This is a genomic window from Rivibacter subsaxonicus (assembly GCF_004217215.1).
In the GTDB taxonomy this organism is placed as follows: Bacteria; Pseudomonadota; Gammaproteobacteria; order Burkholderiales; family Burkholderiaceae_C; genus Rivibacter; species Rivibacter subsaxonicus.
Window position 1 is genome coordinate 20,620 of sequence record NZ_SHKP01000010.1, and the last position, 25,882, is coordinate 46,501.

Below are 25,882 nucleotides of genomic sequence, written 5' to 3' on the forward strand. Positions count from 1 at the left end.
GTCGTCGCGCAGGCTCGGGCGAGGGGCGAGTCGCTCGCGGGGGCTTGGCGATGGGCGACGAACCCTGCTATACTGATGGGCTCGCCGGAGGGGTGCCCGAGTGGCTAAAGGGGGCAGACTGTAAATCTGTTGGCTTACGCCTACGCTGGTTCGAATCCAGCCTCCTCCACCAGCGAGAACCCAATTTCAGGGCGGGAGTAGTTCAATGGCAGAACCCCAGCCTTCCAAGCTGATGACGCGGGTTCGATTCCCGTCTCCCGCTCCAGCATTTGTTGTCGTGCCTTGATCGACAGCGGCTTGCGCACCGTGGTGCCCAAGCCCGTGTTGATCGCCCATGTGGCTCAGTGGTAGAGCACTCCCTTGGTAAGGGAGAGGTCGCGCGTTCGATCCGCGCCATGGGCACCACCTCTTTGTTTGATCACCGACCGCGTCGACCGTCAGGAGAAGCGAAATGGCAAAAGGCAAGTTTGAGCGGACCAAGCCCCACGTGAACGTGGGCACGATCGGTCACGTGGACCACGGCAAGACGACGCTGACGGCGGCGATCACGACGATCCTGTCGAAGAAGTTCGGCGGCGAGGCCAAGGCCTACGACCAGATCGACGCAGCGCCCGAAGAGAAGGCGCGCGGCATCACCATCAACACCGCCCACGTCGAGTACGAGACGGCCAACCGGCACTACGCCCACGTCGACTGCCCGGGCCACGCCGACTACGTCAAGAACATGATCACCGGTGCCGCCCAGATGGACGGCGCGATCCTCGTGTGCTCGGCCGCCGACGGCCCGATGCCCCAGACCCGCGAGCACATCCTGCTGGCGCGTCAGGTCGGTGTTCCGTACATCATCGTGTTCCTGAACAAGTGCGACATGGTCGACGATGCCGAGCTGCTCGAGCTCGTCGAGATGGAAGTGCGCGAACTGCTCAGCAAGTACGACTTCCCGGGTGACGACACCCCGATCGTCAAGGGCTCGGCCAAGCTCGCCCTCGAAGGCGACACCGGCGACCTCGGCGAGCAGGCCATCATGCGCCTGGCCGATGCGCTGGACAGCTACATCCCGACGCCCGAGCGCGCCATCGACGGTGCCTTCCTGATGCCGGTCGAAGACGTGTTCTCGATCTCCGGCCGCGGCACCGTGGTGACCGGCCGTATCGAGCGCGGCATCGTCAAGGTCGGCGAGGAAATCGAGATCGTCGGCATCGCTGCCACCCAGAAGACCACCTGCACCGGCGTGGAGATGTTCCGCAAGCTGCTGGATCAGGGCCAGGCGGGCGACAACGTCGGCATCCTGCTGCGCGGCACCAAGCGCGAAGACGTGCAGCGCGGCCAGGTGCTGTGCAAGCCGGGCAGCATCAAGCCGCACACGCACTTCACGGCCGAGGTGTACGTGCTGAGCAAGGACGAGGGCGGCCGTCACACGCCGTTCTTCAACAACTACCGTCCGCAGTTCTACTTCCGCACCACCGATGTCACGGGCGCCATCGAGCTGCCCAAGGACAAGGAAATGGTGATGCCGGGCGACAACGTGTCGATCACCGTCAAGCTGATCGCACCGATCGCCATGGAGGAAGGCCTGCGCTTTGCCATCCGCGAAGGCGGCCGCACCGTCGGCGCCGGCGTCGTGGCGAAGATCGTCGAGTAATCGACGCTCGGTTGCGGTTCCTGCAAGAGGATTCAGCTTAGGGGTATAGCTCAATTGGCAGAGCGTCGGTCTCCAAAACCGAAGGTTGTAGGTTCGATTCCTACTGCCCCTGCCACCTGAATCCTGCACCGGAAGAAGCGCGACAGACAGAACAGAGAGCGTCCAACGCAACGTCAGCAGCCCGCGGAAATGTTCCGCGGATGAGCCCGCAGGAGGTCCCCAAAGACCCGGCGGGCTTTGCTGCTCAAGGCGATGCCGCACCGAAGCCTTCCGGCCCAGGTGCAAGACACGAGCAAAGATGAGCAATTCCTCCTCCGTCGAAACCGTCTCCACTGGCGCCGACAAAGCCAAGCTGGCGGGTGCCGGCCTGTTGGTCGTGGCCGCCGTGGCAGCCTATTACCTGCTGGGTCAGCAGGCGCTGTGGCTGCGCGTGCTGGCGCTGCTGGGCCTGCTGGTCGCGGGCGTGGCGCTGTTCTTCACCTCCGAGCCGGGCAAGGCGCTGATCGCCTACGGCCGCGACTCGGTGCGCGAGGTCAAGAAGGTCGTCTGGCCAACCCGCAAGGAGGCCACGCAGATGACGCTCTACGTGTTCGCCTTCGTCGTCGTGATGGCGCTGTTCCTGTGGTTGACCGACAAGACGCTGGAGTGGGTGCTGTACGACCTGATCCTGGGTTGGAAGCACTGAGTTCGCACGGCGACACGAGAGGTTTGAGCATGAGCGAAGTCGAGCAAACGGCCGTCCCCGAAGCCGCGGCAGCGAATCCGCTGCGCTGGTACATCGTCCACGCCTATTCGGGCATGGAGAAGGCGGTCGAGCGCAACCTGCGCGAGCGCATCGAGCGTGCCGGCATGAACGCCAAGTTCGGTCGCATCTTGGTGCCGACCGAAGAGGTCATCGAGGTCAAGAACGGCAAGAAGGCGATCAGCGAGCGCCGCCTGTTCCCGGGCTACGTGCTGGTCGAGATGCTGATGGACGACGAGTCCTGGCACCTGGTCAAGCACACCAGCAAGGTCACCGGCTTCGTCGGTGGCGCCAAGAACCGCCCGGTGCCGATCTCGGAAGACGAGGTCAACAAGATCGTCAACCAGATGCAGGAAGGCACCGACAAGCCGCGGCCCAAGGTCGAGTGGATGGTCGGCGAACTGGTGCGGGTCAAGGACGGCCCCTTCACCGACTTCAACGGCTCGGTCGAGGAAGTCAACTACGACAAGTCGAAGGTGCGTGTCTCGGTCACGATCTTCGGCCGCGCGACGCCGGTGGAACTCGATTTCCACCAGGTCGAGAAGGTCTGAAGACCTGAGGTTCACGGGGCTGGCGCTGGCCCCGACCGCCGCAAGGTGGTCGCTCCAGCGCCCGTTGCTGCCGGTGACGAGACACCGGTGCGAGGAGCCAGGGTAGCCAATCCCTGGCGTTTGCACTCAACCCCTGCCGCAGGCCGCAGCGGGGGCTACTGGAGAAATCATGGCCAAGAAGATTGTCGGCTTCATCAAGCTGCAAATCCCGGCGGGCAAGGCGAACCCTTCGCCCCCGATCGGTCCGGCGCTGGGTCAGCGCGGACTCAACATCATGGAGTTCTGCAAGGCGTTCAACGCCCAGACCTCCAGCCTGGAACCGGGCCTCGTGCTGCCGGTGGTGATCACCGCCTTCGCGGACAAGTCCTTCACCTTCATCCTCAAGACCCCGCCGGCGACGGTGCTGCTGAAGAAGGCGGCCAAGCTGGACAAGGGCTCGAAGACGCCGCACACCGACAAGGTGGCCAAGCTGACGCGCGCGCAGGTCGAGGAAATCGCCAAGACCAAGATGAAGGATCTGACCGCTGCCGATCTGGACGCCGCCGTGCGCACGATCGCCGGTTCGGCCCGTTCGATGGGCATCACGGTGGAGGGCCTCTGAAATGGCAAAGATCACCAAGCGCCAGAAGGCATTTGAAGGCAAGGTCGACACGACCAAGCTGTACCCGATCGGCGAGGCCCTGAGCCTGGTCAAGGACTGCGCGACCGCCAAGTTCGACGAGTCGATCGACGTCTCGGTCCAGCTCGGCATCGACGCCAAGAAGTCGGACCAGGTCGTGCGCGGCGCCGTCGTGCTGCCCAACGGCACCGGCAAGACCAAGCGCGTCGCCGTGTTCGCCCAGGGTGCCAAGGCCGAGGAAGCCCGCGCCGCCGGTGCCGACGTGGTCGGCATGGAAGACCTGGCCGAACAGGTCAAGGCCGGCAACCTGAACTTCGACGTCGTGATCGCCTCGCCGGACACGATGCGCATCGTCGGCACACTCGGCCAGATCCTCGGCCCGCGCGGCCTGATGCCGAACCCGAAGGTCGGCACCGTGACGCCCGACGTGGCCACCGCGGTGAAGAACGCCAAGGCCGGTCAGGTCCAGTTCCGCGTCGACAAGGCCGGCATCATCCACACCACGCTCGGCCGTCGTTCCTTCGACGCCGACAAGCTGGTGGGCAACCTGCAGGCACTGCTCGAAGCGCTCAACAAGGCCAAGCCGGCTTCGAGCAAGGGCATCTACCTGCGCAAGGTCGCGGTGTCCTCGACCATGGGCGTCGGCGTTCGCGTCGAAGTCGCCAGCATCAACGCAACGGCGCAAGCCTGAGCCTGAACGGTCGCTGCCGGCGCGAGCCGGCGGCGCCGATTGAACAAGGGATCGCGCGTGTGTCTGACGCGCGGTCCGACAAGGATTGGTGGGCCGTGGCACCCCGCTCGAAGGAGCCGGTGCCGCGGGCCATCAAAGACCGCTGGTGCAGCCAATGGCTGCCTAAATGGGGCAAGAGTCGCAAGACCTCGGCCCTGGCCAGCGCAGATGGCGAACCCGCCTGAAGGGTAGATCGCGATGCAGCTTCGGCTGCGGCGCGAGGTTCCTGGAAGGAAGGTCGCTGCAACCGGGTGTGCCGGAGTCCGCAAGGATGACGGCACGTTTTTGAGGAGTGGACCTTGAGTCTGAATCGCAACGAAAAGGCAGAAGTCGTCGCCGAAGTGCAAGCCCAGGCGGCCAAGGCACAGACGCTCGCGCTGGCCGAGTACCGCGGACTCACGGTGGAACACCTGAACGCACTGCGCAAGCAGGCGCGCGACAAGGGCGTGTACCTTCATGTACTGAAGAACACGCTCGCGCGGCGTGCCGTCACTGGCACGTCGTTCGAGGTGGCCGCCGAGAGCATGACCGGCCCGCTGATCTACGGCTTCTCCGAAGATGCCGTGGCCGCAGCGAAGGTCATCGCGGACTTTGCCAAGAGCAACGACAAGCTGATCGTGAAGGCCGGCGCCTATGCCGGCAAGGCGCTCGATGCCAACGGCGTGAAGGCGCTGGCGGCTATCCCGAGCAAGGAAGTGCTGCTGTCCCAGTTGCTGGGCCTGATGCAGTCGCCGGTCTCGCGCATCGCGCGCGTGCTGGCGGCGCTGGCCGAGCAGCGTGGCGCTGGCGCTACCGCCGAGCCTGCCGCCGCAGCCGAGGGCGAAGCCGCCCCGGCCGCCGCCTGAACGATCCGCTGGATCAACTGAAATTCAACCTATCCAAGGAACCAAAATGGCTTTCGACAAAGACGCATTCCTGACCGCACTGGACGCCATGTCCGTGATGGAGCTCAACGAGCTGGTCAAGGCAATCGAAGAGAAGTTCGGCGTGTCCGCCGCGGCGATGGCCGCTCCGGCCGGCGCCGGTGGTGCCGCCGCTGCCGTGGTGGAAGAGAAGACCGAGTTCAACGTGATGCTGACCGAAGTCGGCGCCAACAAGGTCTCGGTCATCAAGGCCGTGCGCGAACTGACGGGCCTGGGCCTGAAGGAAGCCAAGGACCTGGTCGACGGCGCTCCCAAGGCTGTCAAGGAAGGCATCGCCAAGGCCGACGCCGAAGCCGCCGTCAAGAAGCTGGTGGAAGCCGGCGCCAAGGCCGAGCTGAAGTAATTCAGCCGCCGCGCAAAGGCTGGATGCCCGTCAAGGCATCCGGCCTTTCGTGCTTCAAGGCAGCCCGCTTCGGAGCTGCCTTGAGAGCACCTGAAAAGACCCGAGGGGCCTTTTCAAGTGTTCTCTGATCCGACTGCAGAGAACCGGTTTGGTCGGGCTTCGGTGCAATGCCGAAGTTGTCCGCCAGCGGTTGGTAGTGGCCAACCACCAAGCAGCAGACGCAAGGTCTGTTCCGCCAGTCGCCGAAAGGATGCCGCCTAGGCCGGGTTGCATCCATTCGACACGGAGTGATTCATGGCGCAAACCACCCCCTATAGCTATACCGAACGCAAGCGGATCCGCAAGAGCTTCGGCAAGCGCGCGAGCGTGCTCGACGTTCCCTACCTGCTCACGATGCAGCAGGACAGCTACATCGCCTTCCTGCAGAAGGATGTGCCGCCGCAGAAGCGCAAGCCCGAGGGCTTGCAGGCGGCGTTCCTGTCCGCGTTCCCGATTGTTTCGCACAACGGGTTCGTGGAGATGAAGTTCATCGAATTCAACATCGCCAAGCCGCCGTTCGACACCCGCGAGTGTCAGCAGCGCGGCCTGACCTATGCAGCGGCCGTGCGCGCCAAGCTGCAGATGATCATCTATGACCGCGAGACCTCGACCAACCAGTCGAAGGTGGTCAAGGAGATCAAGGAGCAGGAGGTCTACATGGGCGAGGTGCCCCTGATGACCGACTACGGCTCCTTCATCGTCAACGGCACCGAGCGCGTGATCGTCTCGCAGCTGCACCGCTCGCCGGGCGTGTTCTTCGAGCACGACAAGGGCAAGACCCACAGCTCGGGCAAGCTGCTGTTCAGCGCCCGGATCATTCCGTACCGCGGCTCCTGGCTGGACTTCGAGTTCGACCCGAAGGACATCCTGTACTTCCGCGTCGACCGCCGCCGCAAGATGCCGGTGACGATCCTGCTCAAGGCCATCGGCCTGAACCCCGAGCAGATCCTCGCCCACTTCTTCGACTTCGACAATTTCCGCCTGATGGACGCGGGCGCGCAGCTCGAGTTCGTGCCGGCGCGTCTGAAGGGCGAGATCGCCCGCTTCGACCTGACCGACAAGTCGGGTGCGGTCGTCGTCGAGAAGGACAAGCGCATCACCGCGCGCCACGTGCGCACGCTGGAGCAGTCGGGCACCAGCCACATCTCTGTGCCGGAGGACTATCTGGTCGGTCGCGTGCTGGCCAGGAACATGGTCGACGCCGACACCGGCGAGATCATCGGCAAGGCCAACGACGAGCTGACCGAGGCGCTGCTCAAGAAGCTGCGCACCGCCGGCATCAAGGAAATCCAGTGCCTGTTCACCAACGAGCTGGATGAGGGCGGCTACATCAGCCAGACCCTAGCCGCCGACGAGACGGCCGACGAGCTGGCCGCGCGCGTCGCGATCTACCGCATGATGCGCCCCGGCGAGCCGCCGACCGAAGACGCGGTGCAGGCGCTGTTCAACCGCCTGTTCTACGACGACAACACCTACGACCTGTCGCGCGTGGGCCGCATGAAGTTCAACGCCCGCGTCGGGCGTGACAGCGGCAGCGGCCTGATGGTCCTGACCAACGAGGACATCCTCGACGTGGTCAAGATCCTGGTCGAGTTGCGCAACGGCCGTGGCGAAGTGGACGACATCGACCACCTCGGCAATCGTCGCGTGCGCTGCGTCGGCGAACTGGCCGAGAACCAGTACCGATCGGGCCTGGCCCGCATCGAGAAGGCGGTCAAGGAGCGCCTGGGCCAGGCCGAGGCCGAGCCGCTGATGCCGCACGACCTGATCAACTCCAAGCCGATCTCCGCGGCACTCAAGGAGTTCTTCGGCGCGAGCCAGCTCTCGCAGTTCATGGACCAGACCAACCCGCTGTCCGAGATCACGCACAAGCGTCGCGTCTCGGCACTGGGCCCGGGCGGCCTGACCCGCGAGCGCGCCGGCTTCGAGGTCCGCGACGTGCACCCGACCCACTACGGTCGCGTGTGCCCGATCGAGACCCCCGAAGGTCCGAACATCGGCCTCATCAACTCGCTGGCGCTGTACGCCCGCCTCAACGAATACGGCTTCCTCGAGACGCCGTACCGTCGGGTGGTCGATGGCAAGGTGACGATGCAGATCGACTACCTGTCGGCGATCGAGGAAGCCAAGTACGTGATCGCGCAGGCCAACGCCGCGCTGGCCGCCGACGGCAGCCTGAGCGACGAGCTGGTCTCGGCGCGCGAACAGGGCGAGTCGGTGCTGACCTCGCCCGAGCGTATCCAGTACATGGACGTGGCGCCGACCCAGATCGTGTCGGTCGCGGCCTCGCTGGTGCCTTTCCTCGAGCACGACGACGCCAACCGCGCGCTGATGGGCGCCAACATGCAGCGCCAGGCGGTGCCGACGCTGCGTCCGGAGAAGGCCTTCGTCGGCACCGGTGTCGAGCGCGTCTCGGCGGTCGACTCGGGCACCGTGGTCACCGCGCGTCGCGGCGGCGTGGTGGACTATGTCGACACCAACCGCATCGTGATCCGCGTCAACGACAAGGAAACGGTGGCCGGTGAAGTCGGCGTCGACATCTACAACCTGATCAAGTACCAGCGTTCCAACCAGAACACCAACATCCACCAGCGTCCGATCGTCAAGCGCGGCGACCAGGTGGCCAGTGGTGACGTGGTGGCCGACGGCGCCTCGACCGACCTCGGCGAACTGGCTCTCGGCCAGAACATGCTGGTCGGCTTCATGCCCTGGAACGGCTACAACTTCGAAGACTCGATCCTGATCAGCGAGCGCGTGATCGCCGACGACCGCTACACCTCGATCCACATCGAGGAACTGGTGGTCATGGCGCGCGACACCAAGCTCGGCGCCGAGGAAATCACGCGCGACATTCCCAACCTGTCGGAGCAGCAACTGGCTCGCCTGGACGAGTCGGGCATCGTCTACGTGGGTGCCGAAGTGAACCCGGGCGACACGCTGGTCGGCAAGGTCACGCCGAAGGGCGAGACCACGCTGACGCCGGAAGAGAAGCTGCTGCGCGCGATCTTCGGCGAGAAGGCTTCGGATGTGAAGGACACCTCGCTGCGTGTCGACCAGGGCACCAGCGGCACCGTCATCGACGTGCAGGTCTTCACCCGCGAAGGCATCCCGCGCGACAAGCGCGCCCAGCAGATCATCGACGACGAGCTCAAGCGCTATCGCCTGGACCTCAACGACCAGCTGCGCATCGTCGAGGCCGACGCCTTCGACCGCATCGAGAAGCTGCTGGTCGGCAAGCTCGCCAACGGCGGCCCGAACAAGCTGGCCAAGGGCACCAAGCTCGACAAGGAGTACCTGGCTTCGGTCGAGCGCTTCCACTGGTTCGACATCCGCCCGGCCGAGGACGAAGTGGCCAACCAGCTCGAGTCGATCAAGAACTCGCTCGAGCAGACCCGCCACAGCTTCGACCTCGCCTTCGAAGAGAAGCGCAAGAAGCTCACGCAGGGCGACGAGCTGCCGGCCGGCGTGCTGAAGATGGTCAAGGTCTACCTAGCCGTCAAGCGCCGCCTGCAACCCGGCGACAAGATGGCCGGCCGCCACGGCAACAAGGGCGTGGTGTCCAAGGTCGTTCCGGTCGAGGACATGCCCTACATGGCCGACGGCACCCCGTGCGACATCGTGCTCAACCCGCTGGGCGTGCCTTCGCGCATGAACGTGGGCCAGGTGCTCGAAGTGCACCTGGGCTGGGCCGCCAAGGGCATCGGGCAGCGCATCGGCGACATGCTGCAGCGCGAGTCGCGCGTCGCAGAACTGCGCAAGTTCCTCGACGAGCTCTACAACAAGAGCGGCGGCAAGACCGAATCGCTGCAGGACCTCTCGGATGCCGAGTTGCTCGAGATGGCGACCAACCTGAGCCACGGCGTGCCCTTCGCGACGCCGGTGTTCGATGGCGCCGCCGAGAGCGAGATCCGCGCGATGCTGCACCTGGCCTACCCGGACGAGATCGCCCGCGCCAAGGGCCTCAACGCCACGCGCACCCAGGCCACGCTGCACGACGGCCGCACCGGCGACGCCTTCGAGCGTCCGGTCACCGTGGGCTACATGCACGTGCTCAAGCTGCACCACCTGGTGGACGACAAGATGCACGCGCGCTCGACCGGCCCGTACAGCCTGGTCACCCAGCAGCCGCTGGGCGGCAAGGCGCAGTTCGGCGGCCAGCGCTTCGGCGAAATGGAAGTCTGGGCGCTCGAGGCCTACGGCGCCTCGTACATCCTGCAGGAAATGCTGACCGTCAAGTCCGACGACGTGAACGGCCGCACCAAGGTGTACGAGAACATCGTCAAGGGTGAGCACGCGATCGAGGCCGGCATGCCGGAGTCGTTCAATGTGTTGATCAAGGAAATTCGTTCGCTCGGTATCGACATCGAGCTCGAGCGCAACTAAAGGAGAAAAGGCATGAAGGGACTACTCGACCTTTTCAAGCAGTTCACCCCGGACGAACACTTCGACGCGATCAAGATCGGGCTCGCTTCGCCCGAGAAGATCCGTTCGTGGTCCTTCGGCGAGGTGAAGAAGCCCGAGACCATCAACTACCGGACCTTCAAGCCGGAGCGTGATGGCCTGTTCTGCGCCAAGATCTTCGGCCCGATCAAGGACTACGAGTGCCTGTGCGGCAAGTACAAGCGCCTCAAGCATCGCGGCGTGATCTGCGAGAAGTGCGGCGTCGAGGTCACGCAGACCAAGGTGCGGCGCGACCGCATGGGTCATATCGACCTCGCCGCGCCCTGCGCGCACATCTGGTTCCTGAAGTCGCTGCCGTCGCGTCTGGGCCTGGTGCTCGACATGACGCTGCGCGACATCGAGCGCGTGCTGTACTTCGAAGCCTACGTGGTCACCGACCCCGGCATGACCGCGCTCAAGAAGTACTCGATCCTGAGCGAGGACGACTACGACGCCAAGAAGCTCGAGCACGGTGACGAGTTCACGGCCAAGATGGGCGCCGAGGGCATCCAGCAGCTGCTGGCCGAGCTCGACCTCGATGTCGAGACCGAGAAGATCCGCAACGACGCTACCGGCTCCGAGCTCAAGATCAAGAAGAACTCCAAGCGCCTGAAGGTGATGGAGGCCTTCAAGAAGTCGGGCATCAAGCCGAACTGGATGGTGCTCGACGTGCTGCCGGTGCTGCCGCCGGACCTGCGTCCGCTGGTGCCGCTGGATGGCGGCCGCTTTGCCACGAGCGACCTCAACGATCTCTATCGCCGCGTCATCAACCGCAACAACCGCCTCGCGCGGCTGCTCGAGCTGAAGGCGCCGGAGATCATCGTGCGCAACGAAAAGCGCATGCTGCAGGAGGCGGTGGACTCGCTGCTCGACAACGGCCGTCGCGGCAAGGCGATGACCGGTGCCAACAAGCGCGCCCTCAAGTCGCTGGCCGACATGATCAAGGGCAAGAGCGGCCGCTTCCGCCAGAACCTGCTGGGCAAGCGCGTCGACTACTCGGGCCGTTCGGTCATCGTGGTCGGCCCGACGCTCAAGCTGCACCAGTGTGGCCTGCCCAAGCTGATGGCGCTCGAGCTGTTCAAGCCCTTCATCTTCTCGCGCCTCGAAGCCATGGGCATCGCGACGACGATCAAGGCGGCCAAGAAGGAAGTCGAATCCGGCACGCCGGTGGTCTGGGACATCCTCGAGGAAGTCATCAAGGAACACCCGGTGCTGCTGAACCGCGCACCGACGCTGCACCGCCTGGGCATCCAGGCCTTCGAGCCGGTGCTGATCGAAGGCAAGGCGATCCAGCTGCATCCGCTGGTCTGCGCCGCCTTCAACGCCGACTTCGACGGTGACCAGATGGCGGTCCACGTGCCGCTGTCGATCGAGGCGCAGATGGAAGCGCGCGCGCTGATGCTCGCCTCCAACAACGTGCTGTTCCCGGCCAACGGCGAACCGTCGATCGTGCCGTCGCAGGACGTGGTGCTGGGTCTGTACTACGCCACCCGCGAGCGCACCAACGGCAAGGGCGAAGGCATGGTCTTCGCCGACGTCTGCGAGGTTCAGCGCGCGCTGGACAACGGCGTGGTCGAGGTCACCGCCAAGATCAGCGTGCGCCTGACCGAGTTCGTCAAGGACGCGGTCAGCGGCGAGTTCACGCCCGAGACCAAGCTCGTGGCCACCACCGTGGGCCGCGCGCTGCTCAGCGAGATCCTGCCCAAGGGCCTGCCCTTCGCGAACATCAACAAGGCGCTGAAGAAGAAGGAAATCTCCAAGCTCATCAACGTCTCGTTCCGCAAGTGCGGCCTGAAGGAGACGGTGGTGCTGGCCGACAAGCTGCTGCAGAGCGGCTTCCGCCTGGCCACCCGCGCCGGCATCTCGATCGGCATCGACGACATGCTGGTGCCCAAGGAGAAGCCGGGCCTGATCGAGCGCGCCGAGAAGGAAGTCAAGGAGATCGAGCAGCAGTACGTCTCGGGCCTGGTGACCGCCGGCGAGCGCTACAACAAGGTGGTCGACATCTGGGGCAAGACCGGCGACGAGGTCGGCAAGGTCATGATGTCGCAGCTCTCGAAGCAGAAGGTCATCGACCGCCACGGCAAGGAAGTGGATCAGGAGTCCTTCAACTCCATCTACATGATGGCCGACTCGGGCGCGCGTGGTTCTGCGGCGCAGATCCGCCAGCTGGCCGGCATGCGCGGTCTGATGGCCAAGCCTGACGGCTCGATCATCGAGACGCCGATCACCGCGAACTTCCGCGAGGGCCTCAACGTTCTGCAGTACTTCATCTCGACGCACGGCGCCCGCAAGGGCCTGGCGGACACCGCGCTGAAGACCGCGAACTCGGGCTACCTGACGCGTCGCCTGGTCGACGTGACGCAGGACCTGGTGGTCACCGAGGACGATTGCGGCACTGACAACGGCATCGCGATGCGCGCGCTGGTCGAGGGCGGCGAGGTGATCGAGTCGCTGCGCGACCGCATCCTCGGCCGCGTCGCCGCGGTCGACGTGCTGCACCCCGAGACCCAGCAGCGCCTGCTGGCGGCCGGCACCATGCTCGACGAGGATCTCCTCGACGAAGTGGAGGCGGCCGGTGTCGACGAGGTCAAGGTCCGCACCCCGCTGACCTGCGCCACGCGCTTCGGCCTGTGCGCCAAGTGCTACGGCCGCGATCTCGGCCGTGGTGGCCTGGTCAATTCCGGCGAGGCGGTGGGCGTGATTGCCGCGCAGTCGATCGGCGAGCCGGGCACCCAGCTGACGATGCGTACCTTCCACATCGGTGGTGCGGCTTCGCGGGCGGCGGTGGCTTCGAGCGTCGATGCCAAGAGCGACGGCCACGTCGGCTTCAACGCGACGATGCGCTACGTGACCAACGGCAAGGGCGAACTGGTCGTGATCTCGCGTTCCGGCGAGATCATCATCAGCGACCAGCATGGCCGCGAGCGCGAGCGTCACAAGGTGCCGTATGGCGCCACGCTCAACATCAAGCCCGACCAGCAGCTCAAGGCCGGCACCGTGCTGGCCAACTGGGACCCGCTGACGCGCCCGATCATCACCGAGTTTGCCGGCAAGGCGCGCTTCGAGAACGTCGAGGAAGGCGTCACCGTGGCCAAGCAGGTCGACGAGGTGACGGGTCTGTCGACGCTGGTCGTGATCGATCCCAAGCGCCGTGGCGTGGCCAAGGTCGTGCGACCGCAGGTCAAGCTGCTCGACGCCTCGGGCCACGAGGTCAAGATCCCCGGCACCGACCACTCGGTGACGATCGGATTCCCGGTCGGCTCGCTGGTGCAGATCCGCGACGGCCAGGACCTCGCCCCCGGCGAAGTGCTGGCGCGCATCCCGGTCGAAGGCCAGAAGACGCGTGACATCACCGGCGGTCTGCCGCGGGTGGCCGAGCTCTTCGAAGCCCGCACGCCCAAGGACAAGGGCACGCTGGCCGAGATCACCGGCACGGTGTCCTTCGGCAAGGAGACCAAGGGCAAGGTTCGCCTGCAGATCACCGATCCCGAAGGCAAGGTCTTCGAAGAGCTGGTGCCCAAGGAGAAGAACATCCTGGTGCACGAAGGCCAGGTGGTCAACAAGGGCGAGAGCATCGTCGACGGTCCGGCCGATCCGCAGGACATCCTGCGCCTGCTGGGCATCGAGGCGCTGGCGACCTACATCGTCGACGAGGTGCAGGACGTCTACCGTCTGCAGGGCGTGAAGATCAACGACAAGCACATCGAGGTGATCGTTCGCCAGATGCTGCGTCGGGTTCAGATCACGAACGCGGGCGACAGCACCTACATCTCGGGCGAACAGGTCGAGCGTGCCTCGCTGCTCGACACCAACGACCGCCTGCGCGCCGAGGGCAAGATGATCGCCACGCATGCCGACGTGCTGCTGGGCATCACCAAGGCCTCGCTGTCGACCGACTCGTTCATCTCGGCCGCTTCCTTCCAGGAAACGACCCGGGTGCTGACCGAGGCGGCGATCATGGGCAAGCGCGACGAACTCCGCGGTCTCAAGGAGAACGTCATCGTCGGCCGCCTGATCCCGGCCGGTACCGGCCTCGCCTTCCACCATGCCCGCAAGGTCAAGCAGGAGATGGACGAGACCGAGCGCCGCGCGATTGCGATTGCCGAGGCCGAGGAACTGGCCGAGCTCGAAGGCGCTGCCTACGAGGCGGCCGCCGAGCCGGTGGCGGGCGAGGAGCCGCCTGCGGCGGAGTAAGACCGTGCTTTACCCGGCTGCGTCGCGGCCGGGCAGCAGAAAGGGGCGACCGCGGTCGCCCCTTTTTCTTTGGCCGCGGCGTTCTCAGCCCTGCCGCTCGAGCACCCTCGCCATCAACCCCGAGGTCGACCCATCGAGGCCCTGCGGCACGCTGCCCGCGCGCAGCGCATCATCGATGCGCCGGGCCACCACCTTGCCGAGTTCGACGCCGAACTGGTCGAAGGCGTTGACGTTCCAGACCACGCTCTGCACGAAGACCTTGTGTTCGTAGAGGGCGATCAGCGCGCCGAGCGCGGGCGGGTCGAGCTTCTTGAGCAGGAGGGTGTTGCTCGGCCGGTTGCCGGCGAAGCCGCGGTGGCGCGCGACGCGCTCGATAGTGTTGGCGTCGAGCCCTTGCGCGGCGAGCTCGGTGCGCACCGTGCCCTCGTCCTTGCCGTGCATCAGCGCACTGCCCTGGGCGATGCAGTTGGCCAGCAGCAGGCGCTGGTGCTCGTGCAGGCCGTGGCTGGCCTCGACGGCGGCGATGAAGTCGATCGGGATCAGGTCCGAGCCCTGGTGCAGCAGCTGGAAGAAGGCATGCTGGCCGTTGGTGCCGGGCTCGCCCCAGACCACCGGGCAGCTGGCGTGGGCCAGCACCTCGCCGTCGATCGAGACCGACTTGCCGTTGCTCTCCATCTCGAGCTGCTGCAGGTAGGCCGGCAGCCGCTGCAGGTGCTGGCTGTAGGGGATCACCGCGTGGCTCGCGGTGGCGCCGAAGTTGCGGTACCAGATGCCGACCAGCGCCAGCAGCACCGGCATGTTGGCGTGCGCGGGCGCGTGGCGGAAATGCTCGTCCATCGCGTGCGCGCCGGCCAGCAACTCGTCGAAGCGCGCAGGCCCGATCGCGATCATGATCGGGAGCCCGATCGCGCTCCACAGCGAGTAGCGACCGCCGACCCAGTCCCAGAAGCCGAACATGTTCTCGGCCGCGATGCCGAACTCGGCCACCGCCTGCGCGTTGGTCGAGACGGCGACGAAGTGCCGCGCCACGTCGGCCTGCGACGCACCCGAGGCCAGAAGCCAGCGCCGTGCACTGCGCGCGTTGGTCAGTGTCTCGATGGTCGTGAAGGTCTTGCTGGCGACGATGAACAGCGTGGTCGCCGGGTCCAGGCGCTGGAGCACGTCGTCGAGTTCGGCGCCGTCGATGTTGGCGACGAAGTGCAGCCGTGGCAGCTCGACGCAGAAGGGCCGCAGCGCGTCGACCACCATGCGCGGGCCGAGGTCGGAGCCGCCGATGCCGAGGTTGACGACGTCGGTGATGCGCTCGCCCGTGTGGCCGCGCCAGGCGCCGCTGCGCACGCGCCCGGCAAAGTCGGCGCAGCGCGCGCGCACGGCGGCGATCTCGGCCGCACCCGGCTCGCCCACCGATTCGGCGGCGATGGCGGCCGGCGCGCGCAGCGCGGTGTGCAGCGCGGCGCGACCCTCGGTGAGGTTGATGGTGGCGCCGTCGAACAGCGCGGCGCGCTTCGCGGGAAGGCCGCTGGCGTCGGCCAGCGCGATCAGCAGCGACAGCGCGCGCTCGTCAAGCCGGTTCTTCGAGTAGTCGAGAAAGAGCCCGGCGGCCTCGAGCGAGAAGCGCTCGAAGCGTTGTGCGTCGGCGTCGAACAGCGCGCTCATCGGCGCGCTGCCGGTGGCCGCGAAGTGCTCGCGCAGCGATTGCCAGACGGCGGCGCGATGCGCGCGCAATGGTGGGTGAGTCTCAAAGATCATCGAATCGCTTCTCGTTGATGACGGCCTTGGCGCGTTGCAGCCGTTCGGCCAGTTCGGGGCCGCGGGCGATGGCAACGCCGACCGCCAGCACGTCGAAGATCGCCAGATGCGCCAGACGCGAGGTCATCGGTGCGTAGACGTCGGGGTCCTCGGGCACGTCGGCGAGCACCGCGATGTCGCTGGCCTGCGCCAGCGGCGAGTTGGCGACGGTGATGGCGATGACGGTGGCGCCGGTCTCGCGCGCGATCTCGACGCTGCGGATCAGGTCGCGCGTGCGGCCGCTGCCCGAGATCGCGACCACCACGTCGCCGGGGCCGAGCATCGAGGCCGCCATCGCGTGCACATGCGGGTCGCTGTGGGCGGCGGTGGCCACGCCGAGGCGGAAGAACTTATGCTGCGCGTCGAGCGCCACGATGCCGGAGTTGCCGAGGCCGTAGAACTCGATGCGGCGCGCCTTGCGCAACGCATCGACCGCCGCCGCGATCGCGGCCGGGTCGAGGTGGTTGCGCACCGTCACCAGCGCGGCGATCGAGCGGTCGAAGACTTTTGCACCGATCTCGGCGGCCGAGTCGCCGGGTTGCACGTCGCGGTGCACGAAGGGCACGCCGTCGGCCATCGGTACGCCGCGCGCCAGGCTCTTGGCCAGGCGCAGTTTGAACTCGCGCAGGCCCGAGAAACCGAGCGCGGTGCAGAAGCGCGCCACGGTCGGCTGGCTGACGCCGGCGCGCTGGGCGAGCTCGCCGAAGGGCAGGTCGATGACCTGGTTCGGCTGGCGCAACACGAACTCGCCGACCAGGCGCTCGGAGGGGCGCATGCCCTCCAGCGCGCTGGCCACGCGGTCAAGCAGCGCGCCCTGGCGGACGGGGGCGATGACCTGGTTCATCTCAGTTGCGCCCGGCCACCCGAAGCCACTGAGCGCCCCCTCGGGTGGGGCGAAGCGCCGCGGCTCCAAGCCCGCCTGCGCGGGCTTGGACGGCTCAAGCGCCACGAGTTCTGCGAGTGGCAGCGAGCGAAAGCGAGCGTTGGGGTCATGTCAGTTGCTCCAGACGATGTCGAGCGCGCCGCGCCGGTGGTGCCAGACGGCGGCGATGGGCAGAGCGCCGGGCGGCAGTGCGGCGAGCGTGCCGGGCGGACAGGCGCGAGCCAGCACCTCGCGCTTGGTGGCGCCACCGAGCAGCAGCACCGCGTGGCGCGCCGCCACCAGTGCCGCCAGGTTCATGCTGATGCGTGCGTGCGGCGCCAGGGTCGGATGCATCGCGACCAGCGCCGGCGCGGCGCGCGGGTCGAGCGCCGCCTCGATGCCGTCGGCGTCGGGAAACAGCGAGGCGGTGTGGCCGTCGTGGCCCATGCCGAGCACCAGCACGTCGGCGCCCCGCAGCACCTCGGCCAGCGCCGTGCTGCGCTCGGCCAGCGCGGCCTCGGGGGTGGCGGTCGCGCTCTTGAGTGGCAGCAGGCGCGCGGCCGCGCCCGGACCGCGCAGCAGGTGCTCGCGCAGCACGCGCTCGTTGCTGGCCTCGGCGCCGGGATCGACCCAGCGCTCGTCGGCCAGCGTGACGGTCACGCGCGCCCAGTCGAGCGGCGCCGCGCTCAGCGTGTGAAAGAAGGCGATCGGGCTGCGGCCACCCGACACGACGAGCGAGGCGGTGCCGGCGCTGGCCAGGGCGGCGCCGAGTCGCGCCGCCACTTCGGCGGCGAGCGCGGCGGCGGCCGCGTCGGCGCCGGGGTATTCGCGCAGCGCGGCGACGGCGCCCTGGTCGAGCGCGGGGGCGGGACTTGCGACGGCCGTGGGCGAGGATTTCACGATGCTCGATTCTGGCGATTTGTCTTGTAGATTGTCAACAAGACATTCATGAACGCGGACCATGTCCGCAATGATGCAGAGGGAAAGTGGTGGCATCGTTGGCGTTGAAACTTGACCAATGTCGGTAGTTTGTCTACATTGAACACTCGACTCCGTCAGCACACCATGAGCCTCCATCCGGCCCTTCAGCAGGTCACTGCGCGCATTCGCGCCCGCAGCGCGCCGACCCGCGCGACCTATCTGGCCATCGTCGAGCAGGCACGCAAGAGCGGCGTTGCGCGCGGTCGCGTGTCCTGCACCAACCTCGCCCATGCCTTTGCCGCCGAGGCCCCGCGCGACAAGATCGTCATGCGCGAGCAGCGCCAGCCCAATGTGGCGATCGTGTCGGCCTACAACGACATGCTGTCGGCGCACCAGCCCTTCGAGCGCTTTCCGGCGCTGATCAAGCAGGCGGTGCGCGAGGTCGGCGCGGTGGCCCAGTTCGCCGGCGGCGTGCCGGCGATGTGCGATGGCGTCACGCAAGGCCAGCCGGGCATGGAGCTGAGCCTGTTCTCGCGCGACGTGATCGCGATGTCGACCGCGATCGCGCTCTCGCACGCGGTGTTCGACGCGGTGCTGTGCCTGGGCGTCTGCGACAAGATCGTGCCCGGGCTGTTGATCGGCGCGTTGCAGTTCGGCCATCTGCCGGTGGTCTTCGTTCCGGCCGGGCCGATGACTTCGGGCATGCCGAACGACGAGAAGTCGCGCATCCGCCAGCTGCACGCGCAGGGCAAGATCGATCGTGCCGCGCTGCTCGAGGCCGAGAGCCAGAGCTACCACGGCGCCGGCACCTGCACCTTCTACGGCACCGCCAACAGCAACCAGTTGCTGATGGAGGTGATGGGCCTGCACCTGCCGGGAGCGGCCTTCATCACGCCGAGCACGCCGCTGCGCGATGCGCTGACGGCCGCGGCCGCCCGGCGCGCGGCGCAGACCAGCGCGCTCGGCAGCGAGTACATCCCGATCGCCGAGGTGGTCGACGAGCGCACCATCGTCAACGCGATCGTCGGCCTGCTCGCCACCGGCGGTTCGACCAATCACACGATCCACCTGGTGGCGATCGCGCGCGCGGCCGGCATCGTCATCGACTGGGACGACTTCGATGCGCTGTCGAACGCGGTGCCGCTGCTGACCCGCATCTACCCCAACGGCTCGGCCGACGTGAACCACTTTCACGCCGCCGGCGGCTGCGGACTGCTGATCCGCGAGCTGCTCGACGCCGGCCTGCTGCACGAGGACGTGCAGACGGTGGTTGGCCGCGGCCTGCGCCGCTACGCGCAGGAGCCGCTGCTCGATGAGGGCCAACTTGGCTGGCGCGACGCACCGGCCGCGAGCCTCGACCGCGACGTGCTGCGGCCGGCGGCCGAGCCCTTCAGCGCCGAGAGCGGGCTCAAGATCCTGTGCGGCAATCTTGGGCGCTCGGTGATCAAGGTTTCGGCGGTCAAGCCGCAGCACCGGATCGTCGAAGCGCCGGCGGTGGTGTTCGACGAGCAGGCCGATCTGATCGCGGCCTACAAGCGCGGCGAACTGAATCGCGACTTCATTGCCGTGCTGCGCTTCCAGGGCCCGCGCGCGAACGGCATGCCCGAGCTGCACCAGCTGATGCCGACGCTCGGCTCGCTGCAGGATGCCGGCCACAAGGTGGCACTCGTGACCGACGGCCGCATGAGCGGTGCCTCGGGCAAGGTGCCGGCGGCGATCCACCTGACGCCGGAGGTGCTCTGCGGCGGCCCGCTCGGCAAGGTGCGCGACGGCGACCTGATCCGGCTCGATGCGACCACCGGCGAACTCGACGCGCTGGTCGATGCGGCCGAGTGGGACGCGCGTGAGCCCGCGGCGGGCGATGTCTCGGCCCACGCCAGCGGCATGGGCCGCGAACTCTTTGGCGCGATGCGCGCGTATGCCAGCGGCGCCGAGCAGGGAGCGAGCAGCTTTGGCTGGGCGCCGGTCGCGGCCCAACTTCAACCTGCCGAGATCGCCGCATGAGTGCAATGAACATTCGCGACCTGATGCACGCCTCGCCGGTGATGCCGGTGATCGTGCTCGACCGCGTGGCCGACGCCGTGCCGCTGGCGCGCGCGCTGGTGGCCGGTGGCATCCGCGTGCTCGAGGTGACGCTGCGCACCGCGGCCGCGCTCGAGAGCGTGCGCGCGATCCGGGCCGAGGTGCCGCAGGCGCTGGTCGGCGTCGGCACCGTGACCACGCCGGCCGAGCTTGACGCGGCGCAAGCGGCGGGCGCGGTGTTCGGCGTCAGCCCGGGCGCCTCGCCGGCGCTGCTGCGCGCGATTGCCGCCAGCGGCCTGCCCTTCCTGCCGGGCGTGATGACGCCGTCCGACGTGATCGCCGCGCGCGAGGCCGGCTTCGAGGCGCTGAAGCTGTTTCCGGCCGCGCAGGCCGGCGGCATCGGCATGCTCAAGGCGCTGGCAGGTCCCTTCCCCGGCCTGGTGTTCTGCCCGACCGGCGGCATCGACGCCGGCTCGGCGCCGGATTTCCTGGCGCTGCCCAATGTGCTGTGCGTCGGTGGCTCGTGGCTGGCGCCCAAGGCGCTGGTCGAGGCCGGCGACTGGGCCGGGATCGAGCGCATCGCACGCGCCGCCGCCGCGCTGCGTCCGGCGGCCTGAAGCACCCATTCAGTAATGAACGAGAACATGACCCTCGACCTGCCCCTGACGACCTGTCGCGCGCTGGTGATGTTCGGCGCCACCGGCGACCTGGCCCGGCGCATGCTGTGGCCCTCGCTCTACGCGCTCGATTGCGACGGCCTGCTGCCGCCCGGCTTTGCGCTAATCGGCGCGGCGCACAGCAAGGCCAGCGATACCGAATTCGTGGCCCGCATCCGCGAGGCGGTGCAGGCCTCGGCCAACGGCGGGCTGTTCGACGCGGCGGTGTTCGACCGCTTCGCGGCGCGCATCCGCTATGTCTCGGTCGACGCCGGCACTGCGGGCGGCATCGAGCCGATCCGCGCCGCGCTGGCCGAGTCGGCCCCGGGCGAAGGTGGCGTGATCTTCTACCTCTCGACGCCACCGACGCTGATCGGCCCGATCTGCGGCGCGTTGCGCGAGAGCGGCATTGCCGATCGCGCCAGCCGGGTGGTGGTGGAAAAGCCGATCGGCACCAGCGTCGCATCGGCCCACGAGACCAACGAGGCGATCAACGCCACCTTCGCCGAGGACCAGGTCTTCCGCATCGACCACTACCTCGGCAAGGAGGCGGTGCAGAACCTGCTGGCGCTGCGCTTTGCCAACGCGATCTTCGAGCCGCTGTGGAACGCCAACGCGATCGAGCAGGTCCAGATCACGGTGGCCGAGACGGTCGGCGTCGAGGGTCGCTGGGGCTACTACGACAACGCCGGCGCGCTGCGCGACATGGTCCAGAGCCACCTGCTGCAGTTGCTGTGCCTGGTGGCGATGGAGCCGCCGGCGAGCTTCACGCCGAGCGCGGTGCGCAACGAGAAGGTCAAGGTGCTGTGGTCGCTGCGGCCGATCACCCAGGCCGACGTGGGCGCGCACACCGTGACCGGCCAGTACGCCGAGGGCTACGCCGGCGGCAAGCCGGTACCGGGCTATCGCGAGGAAGAGGGCGCCAACAGGAGCAGCGACACCGAGACCTTCGTCGCGATCCGGGCCGAGATCGACAACTGGCGCTGGGCCGGCGTGCCCTTCTATCTGCGCACCGGCAAGCGGCTGCAGCGGCGCTCGAGCGAGATCGTGATCCAGTTCAAGTCGGCGCCGACCAACATCTTTGCCGAGGTCGGCGCCTCGCTGGCGCCCAACGTGCTGCTGATCAAGCTGCAGCCCGACGAGATGATCACGCTGAGCCTGATGCACAAGAAGGCCGGCCTGAACGAGATGGCGCTGGAGCAGGTCGGCCTCGACCTCTCGATCGAAGACGTCGCGGGCGGCAGCCGGCGCCGCATCGCCTACGAACGCATGCTGCTCGACGTGCTGCGCGGCAACTCCAGCCTGTTCGTGCGGCGCGACGAGGTCGAAGCCGCCTGGCAGTGGATCGACGGCATCATCGAAGGCTGGCGCACCACCGGCCAGAAGCCCAGGCCCTATGGCGCCGGCAGTTGGGGTCCGAGCGCGGCGATCGGCCTGCCGGAGCGCTTCGGCCACAGCTGGCACGAATAGCGCGGCGGCGGCCGCTGGTCGTCAACCGGCCGGCAGGAGCCGCCACTCGGGCGGCCGGACCACCTGCACGCCGAAATGCGCGGCGCGGCGGCGCAACTTGAGCAATGCGCGGTCGCGCGTGACGAGCCAGGTCGCGCGCTCGGCGATTGCCAGGTCGATGAAGACCTGGTCGTCGGGGTCGGTGCAGCGTGGCCAGGTGGGGCCGGGCGTGGGCGTCGGCCGCATCGCGGCGAACCGGTCCCAGGCCTGGGCGACACGCGCCGGATCCGGTTGCCAGCGAGCTATTTCGGATCTGGAGAGTACATGCTCACACTCGGTACGCATGCTGTTGCAGGCCAACCAACGGAGCGTTCCCGTTTCGACGGCGGCCGCGATCGGCGCGGCGCTAGGCTCATCGAACAGCAGCCAGTCGAGCACGGTGTTGGTGTCGATGACGGCCGTGGGAGCGGCGGGTCGGCGGTCTGAGTTCATGGCTCGCGGCGGCCGTAGAAGCCGCCGCCTTGCTACCGAGGGGCTACCCGAATATAATGGAGGGCTGTTCGGCAGTTTCTGCTGCGTTCTTTGCTGAGCGCCTGGAGCGTCATGTGGGCCAAAGCCATCGCGGCTGCGGCCCTTTCGTCGTCTACGGTGTGTCCTGCGGGGTGCGGCTTTGCTGCCGGGAGTTCTGATTTCCAAGTAACTTCAAACGGGAACAAGTTACCCATGCCAACCATCAATCAGCTCGTGCGCTTCGGTCGTCAGACCGAAACCGTCAAGAGCAAGTCGCCGGCGATGGAGGGAAGCCCCCAGCGCCGTGGCGTGTGCACCCGCGTGTACACGACCACTCCCAAGAAGCCGAACTCCGCGCTTCGCAAGGTCGCCAAGGTGCGCCTGACCAACGGTTTCGAGGTCATCTCGTACATCGGCGGTGAAGGCCACAACCTGCAGGAGCACAGCGTTGTGCTCGTGCGCGGCGGCCGCGTGAAGGACCTGCCGGGCGTGCGCTACCACATCGTGCGTGGCTCGCTCGACCTGCAGGGCGTCAAGGATCGCAAGCAATCGCGTTCGAAGTACGGCGCCAAGCGCCCGAAGAAGGCCTAAGGCTTCGCCAACAGGAAATTCGGCCTGAAGGCCGAAGTCGGATGACCCGCCGCGCGGGTCGAGTAAGTGGATGCCTCCAGATGTCGGTGGGCATCCAGGGTGGGGTCGAAGACCTTGCCAACTGAAGAATCGAAGGAAGAGAAATGCCTCGTCGTCGCGAAGTACCCAAGCGCGAGATCCTGCCTGATCCCAAGTTCGGATCGGTCGATCTCTCGAAGTTCATGAACGTGATCATGGAGTCCGGCAAGAAGGCCGTGGCTGAGCGCATCATCTACGGTGCCCTCGACCAGATCGAGAAGAAGATCAACGGCGATCCGCTCGAGGTCTTCATGGTCGCGCTGAACAACGTCAAGCCGATGGTCGAAGTGAAGTCCCGCCGCGTCGGTGGCGCGAACTACCAAGTTCCCGTGGAAGTTCGCCCCGTCCGTCGCGTCGCGCTGTCGATGCGCTGGCTCAAGGAGTCGGCCCGCAAGCGCAGCGAGAAGTCCATGGCCCAGCGCCTGGCCAACGAGTTGCTCGAGGCCGCCGAAGGCCGTGGTGGCGCGATGAAGAAGCGCGACGAAGTGCACCGCATGGCTGAAGCCAACAAGGCCTTCTCGCACTTCCGCTTCTGACCCTGTCCGTCCCGGCCGCTTCCTAGGGTTGTCACCAACCCGGAAGCGGCCCCTGTATTTGGAGTTCCGCCATGGCCCGCAAGACCCCCATCGAGCGCTACCGCAACATCGGTATCTCCGCGCACATCGATGCCGGCAAGACCACGACCACCGAGCGCATCCTGTTCTACACCGGTGTGAACCACAAGATCGGCGAGGTGCACGATGGCGCCGCGACGATGGACTGGATGGAGCAGGAGCAGGAGCGTGGCATCACGATCACCTCGGCTGCCACCACCTGCTTCTGGAAGGGCATGGACCTGTCCTTGCCCGAGCATCGGATCAACATCATCGACACCCCCGGGCACGTCGACTTCACGATTGAAGTCGAGCGCTCGATGCGCGTGCTCGACGGTGCCTGCATGGTCTATTGCGCCGTGGGCGGCGTGCAGCCGCAGTCCGAGACCGTCTGGCGCCAGGCCAACAAGTACAAGGTGCCGCGCCTTGCGTTCGTCAACAAGATGGACCGCACCGGCGCCAACTTCTTCAAGGTCTACGACCAGATGAAGACGCGCCTGAAGGCCAACCCGGTGCCGATCGTCATTCCCATCGGCGCCGAGGAAAACTTCACCGGCGTGATCGATCTGCTCAAGATGAAGGCGATCATCTGGGACGAGGCCTCGCAAGGCATGAAGTTCAGCTACGAAGAGATTCCGGCTGGACAGCTCGCCGATGCCCAGAAGTGGCGCGAGAACATGGTCGAGGCGGCTGCCGAAGCCAGCGAAGAGCTGATGAACAAGTATCTGGAATCGGGCGAGCTGACCGAGGCCGAGATCAAGCACGGCATCCGCTCGCGCACCATCGGTGCCGAGATCCAGCCGATGTTCTGCGGCACCGCCTTCAAGAACAAGGGCGTGCAGCGCATGCTCGACGGCGTGATCGACTTCATGCCCTCCCCGATCGACATCCCGCCGGTGCCGGGCACCGACGAGGACGACAAGGAAGTGGTGCGCAAGGCCGACGACACCGAGAAGTTCGCAGCGCTGGCGTTCAAGCTGATGACCGACCCCTACGTCGGCCAGCTGACTTTCGTGCGCGTGTACTCGGGCGTTCTGAAGAGCGGCGACTCGGTCTACAACCCGATCCGCGGCAAGAAGGAGCGCATCGGCCGGATCCTGCAGATGCACGCCAACCAGCGTGAAGAGATCAAGGAAATCCTGGCCGGCGACATCGCCGCCTGCGTGGGCCTGAAGGACGTCACCACGGGTGAGACCCTGTGCGATCCGGAAGCCGTGATCACGCTCGAGAAGATGATCTTCCCGGAGCCGGTGATCTCGCAGGCCGTCGAGCCCAAGACCAAGGCCGACCAGGAAAAGATGGGCATCGCCCTCGGCCGTCTGGCCCAGGAAGACCCGTCGTTCCGCGTGCGCACCGACGAAGAGAGTGGCCAGACCATCATCTCCGGCATGGGTGAACTGCACCTGGAAATCATCGTCGACCGCATGAAGCGCGAGTTCGGCGTCGAGGCCAACGTCGGCAAGCCGCAGGTGGCGTACCGCGAGACCATCCGCAAGGCGGTCTCCGATGTCGAAGGCAAGTTCGTGCGCCAGTCGGGCGGCAAGGGCCAGTACGGCCACGTCGTGCTGAAGGTCGAGCCGCAGGAACCGGGCAAGGGCTTCGAGTTCGTCGACGCCATCAAGGGCGGCGTGGTGCCGCGCGAGTTCATTCCCGCGGTCGAGAAGGGCGTCGTCGATTCGCTGCCCAACGGCGTGCTGGCCGGCTACCCGGTGGTCGACGTGAAGGTCACGCTGACCTTCGGTTCGTACCACGAGGTCGACTCGAACGAAAACGCGTTCAAGATGGCCGCGTCGCTCGGCTTCAAGGACGGCTGCCGCAAGGCCTCGCCGGTGATCCTCGAGCCGATGATGGCGGTCGAGGTCGAGACGCCCGAAGACTACGCCGGCAACGTGATGGGCGACCTGTCCTCGCGGCGCGGCATGGTGCAGGGCATGGACGACATGGTCGGCGGCGGCAAGATCATCAAGGCCGAAGTGCCGCTGAGCGAGATGTTCGGCTACTCGACCACGCTGCGCTCGATGTCGCAAGGTCGTGCCACGTACACCATGGAGTTCAAGCACTACGCCGAAGCTCCGAAGAACGTGGCCGACGCGATCATCACCGCGCGCGGCAAGTAATTTCTATCTGAGCCGGTCTTCCCGGGAGGGCCGCACGCTGCCAGTGGCGTGCGACTCCTCTCTCCCGGG

The 25,882-nt window shown here is 66.8% G+C and carries 19 protein-coding genes and 4 tRNA genes; 19 read left to right on the forward strand and 4 right to left on the reverse strand.

Translation table 11 applies throughout. The annotated features are described in order from the left end of the window. Positions 1-86 precede the first annotated feature (86 nt). The 13 genes from EV670_RS17870 to rpoC all read left to right on the forward strand — a co-directional run bounded on the left by EV670_RS17870 (position 87) and on the right by rpoC (position 14,226). A tRNA-Tyr gene (locus EV670_RS17870) sits at positions 87-172 on the forward strand. Between the two features lie 19 nt (positions 173-191). Continuing rightward, positions 192-265, forward strand: a tRNA-Gly gene (locus tag EV670_RS17875). Between the two features lie 65 nt (positions 266-330). Further along, positions 331-405, forward strand: a tRNA-Thr gene (locus EV670_RS17880). 46 nt (positions 406-451) lie between these two features. Beyond that, positions 452-1,642, forward strand: a complete 1,191-nt coding sequence (gene tuf / locus EV670_RS17885) for an elongation factor Tu (RefSeq protein WP_130434712.1) — start codon at positions 452-454, stop codon at positions 1,640-1,642. Positions 1,643-1,681: 39 nt separating this feature from the next. After that, a tRNA-Trp gene (locus EV670_RS17890) sits at positions 1,682-1,757 on the forward strand. Between the two features lie 183 nt (positions 1,758-1,940). Next, a complete protein-coding gene (secE, locus tag EV670_RS17895; RefSeq protein ID WP_130434714.1) occupies positions 1,941-2,327 on the forward strand; it encodes a preprotein translocase subunit SecE in 387 nt (128 codons plus the stop codon). Between the two features lie 29 nt (positions 2,328-2,356). Further along, entirely contained in the window at positions 2,357-2,935 is a 579-nt protein-coding gene (nusG, locus tag EV670_RS17900; RefSeq protein WP_130434716.1) for a transcription termination/antitermination protein NusG, read from the forward strand. A 169-nt stretch (positions 2,936-3,104) separates the two neighbouring features. After that, positions 3,105-3,536 carry a 50S ribosomal protein L11 gene (rplK, locus tag EV670_RS17905; RefSeq protein ID WP_130434718.1) on the forward strand — a complete coding sequence of 144 codons (432 nt, stop codon included), beginning with the start codon at positions 3,105-3,107 and terminating at the stop codon, positions 3,534-3,536. Between the two features lies 1 nt (position 3,537). Next, entirely contained in the window at positions 3,538-4,245 is a 708-nt protein-coding gene (gene rplA, locus EV670_RS17910; protein ID WP_130434720.1) for a 50S ribosomal protein L1, read from the forward strand. Between the two features lie 338 nt (positions 4,246-4,583). Further along, positions 4,584-5,129: a 50S ribosomal protein L10 gene (gene rplJ / locus EV670_RS17915; protein ID WP_130434722.1), complete on the forward strand. Its 546-nt coding sequence runs from the start codon at positions 4,584-4,586 to the stop codon at positions 5,127-5,129. Between the two features lie 46 nt (positions 5,130-5,175). Further along, on the forward strand, positions 5,176-5,550 hold the full coding sequence (gene rplL / locus EV670_RS17920) for a 50S ribosomal protein L7/L12 (protein WP_130434724.1): 375 nt from the start codon (positions 5,176-5,178) through the stop codon (positions 5,548-5,550). 294 nt (positions 5,551-5,844) lie between these two features. Beyond that, positions 5,845-9,972, forward strand: coding sequence for a DNA-directed RNA polymerase subunit beta (rpoB, locus tag EV670_RS17925; protein WP_130434726.1), 4,128 nt, complete (start codon positions 5,845-5,847; stop codon positions 9,970-9,972). 12 nt (positions 9,973-9,984) lie between these two features. After that, positions 9,985-14,226, forward strand: coding sequence for a DNA-directed RNA polymerase subunit beta' (gene rpoC, locus EV670_RS17930; RefSeq protein WP_130434728.1), 4,242 nt, complete (start codon positions 9,985-9,987; stop codon positions 14,224-14,226). A gap of 84 nt (positions 14,227-14,310) precedes the next feature. Here rpoC and pgi read toward each other — a convergent pair whose 3' ends face one another. From pgi to pgl, 3 genes are all read right to left on the reverse strand, one after another. Beyond that, a complete protein-coding gene (pgi, locus tag EV670_RS17935; protein ID WP_130434730.1) occupies positions 14,311-15,975 on the reverse strand; it encodes a glucose-6-phosphate isomerase in 1,665 nt (554 codons plus the stop codon). Continuing rightward, positions 15,965-16,858 (reverse strand): SIS domain-containing protein, encoded by an 894-nt coding sequence (locus EV670_RS17940; RefSeq protein ID WP_130434732.1) that lies wholly within the window; start codon positions 16,856-16,858, stop codon positions 15,965-15,967. The genes pgi and EV670_RS17940 overlap by 11 nt, the downstream gene beginning before the upstream one ends. A 150-nt stretch (positions 16,859-17,008) precedes the next feature. Further along, the gene (gene pgl, locus EV670_RS17945; protein ID WP_207225104.1) at positions 17,009-17,776 is read right to left on the reverse strand and encodes a 6-phosphogluconolactonase; all 768 of its coding nucleotides are present in this window, start codon (positions 17,774-17,776) and stop codon (positions 17,009-17,011) included. Positions 17,777-17,941: 165 nt separating this feature from the next. Between pgl and edd the strand changes: the two genes are divergently transcribed. From edd to zwf, 3 genes are read left to right on the forward strand one after another with little or no spacing between them, the layout of a single operon-like run. Beyond that, positions 17,942-19,801 carry a phosphogluconate dehydratase gene (gene edd / locus EV670_RS17950; RefSeq protein WP_130434736.1) on the forward strand — a complete coding sequence of 620 codons (1,860 nt, stop codon included), beginning with the start codon at positions 17,942-17,944 and terminating at the stop codon, positions 19,799-19,801. Between the two features lie 5 nt (positions 19,802-19,806). After that, on the forward strand, positions 19,807-20,436 hold the full coding sequence (gene eda, locus EV670_RS17955) for a bifunctional 4-hydroxy-2-oxoglutarate aldolase/2-dehydro-3-deoxy-phosphogluconate aldolase (protein WP_130434860.1): 630 nt from the start codon (positions 19,807-19,809) through the stop codon (positions 20,434-20,436). Between the two features lie 15 nt (positions 20,437-20,451). Further along, entirely contained in the window at positions 20,452-21,945 is a 1,494-nt protein-coding gene (gene zwf, locus EV670_RS17960; RefSeq protein WP_242617043.1) for a glucose-6-phosphate dehydrogenase, read from the forward strand. Between the two features lie 21 nt (positions 21,946-21,966). Here the strand turns inward: zwf and EV670_RS17965 are convergent, their stop codons facing one another. After that, a complete protein-coding gene (locus tag EV670_RS17965) occupies positions 21,967-22,416 on the reverse strand; it encodes a PIN domain-containing protein (protein ID WP_130434738.1) in 450 nt (149 codons plus the stop codon). Positions 22,417-22,647: 231 nt separating this feature from the next. On the opposite strand from EV670_RS17965, the gene rpsL reads away from it, so the two are divergent. The 3 genes from rpsL (at position 22,648) to fusA (ending at position 25,813) form a co-directional block, all read left to right on the forward strand. Next, positions 22,648-23,025 carry a 30S ribosomal protein S12 gene (rpsL, locus tag EV670_RS17970; protein WP_130434740.1) on the forward strand — a complete coding sequence of 126 codons (378 nt, stop codon included), beginning with the start codon at positions 22,648-22,650 and terminating at the stop codon, positions 23,023-23,025. A gap of 143 nt (positions 23,026-23,168) precedes the next feature. Next, positions 23,169-23,639, forward strand: coding sequence for a 30S ribosomal protein S7 (rpsG, locus tag EV670_RS17975; RefSeq protein ID WP_130434742.1), 471 nt, complete (start codon positions 23,169-23,171; stop codon positions 23,637-23,639). A 71-nt stretch (positions 23,640-23,710) separates the two neighbouring features. Next, the gene (gene fusA, locus EV670_RS17980; protein ID WP_130434744.1) at positions 23,711-25,813 is read left to right on the forward strand and encodes an elongation factor G; all 2,103 of its coding nucleotides are present in this window, start codon (positions 23,711-23,713) and stop codon (positions 25,811-25,813) included. The last annotated feature ends 69 nt before the right edge of the window (positions 25,814-25,882 follow it).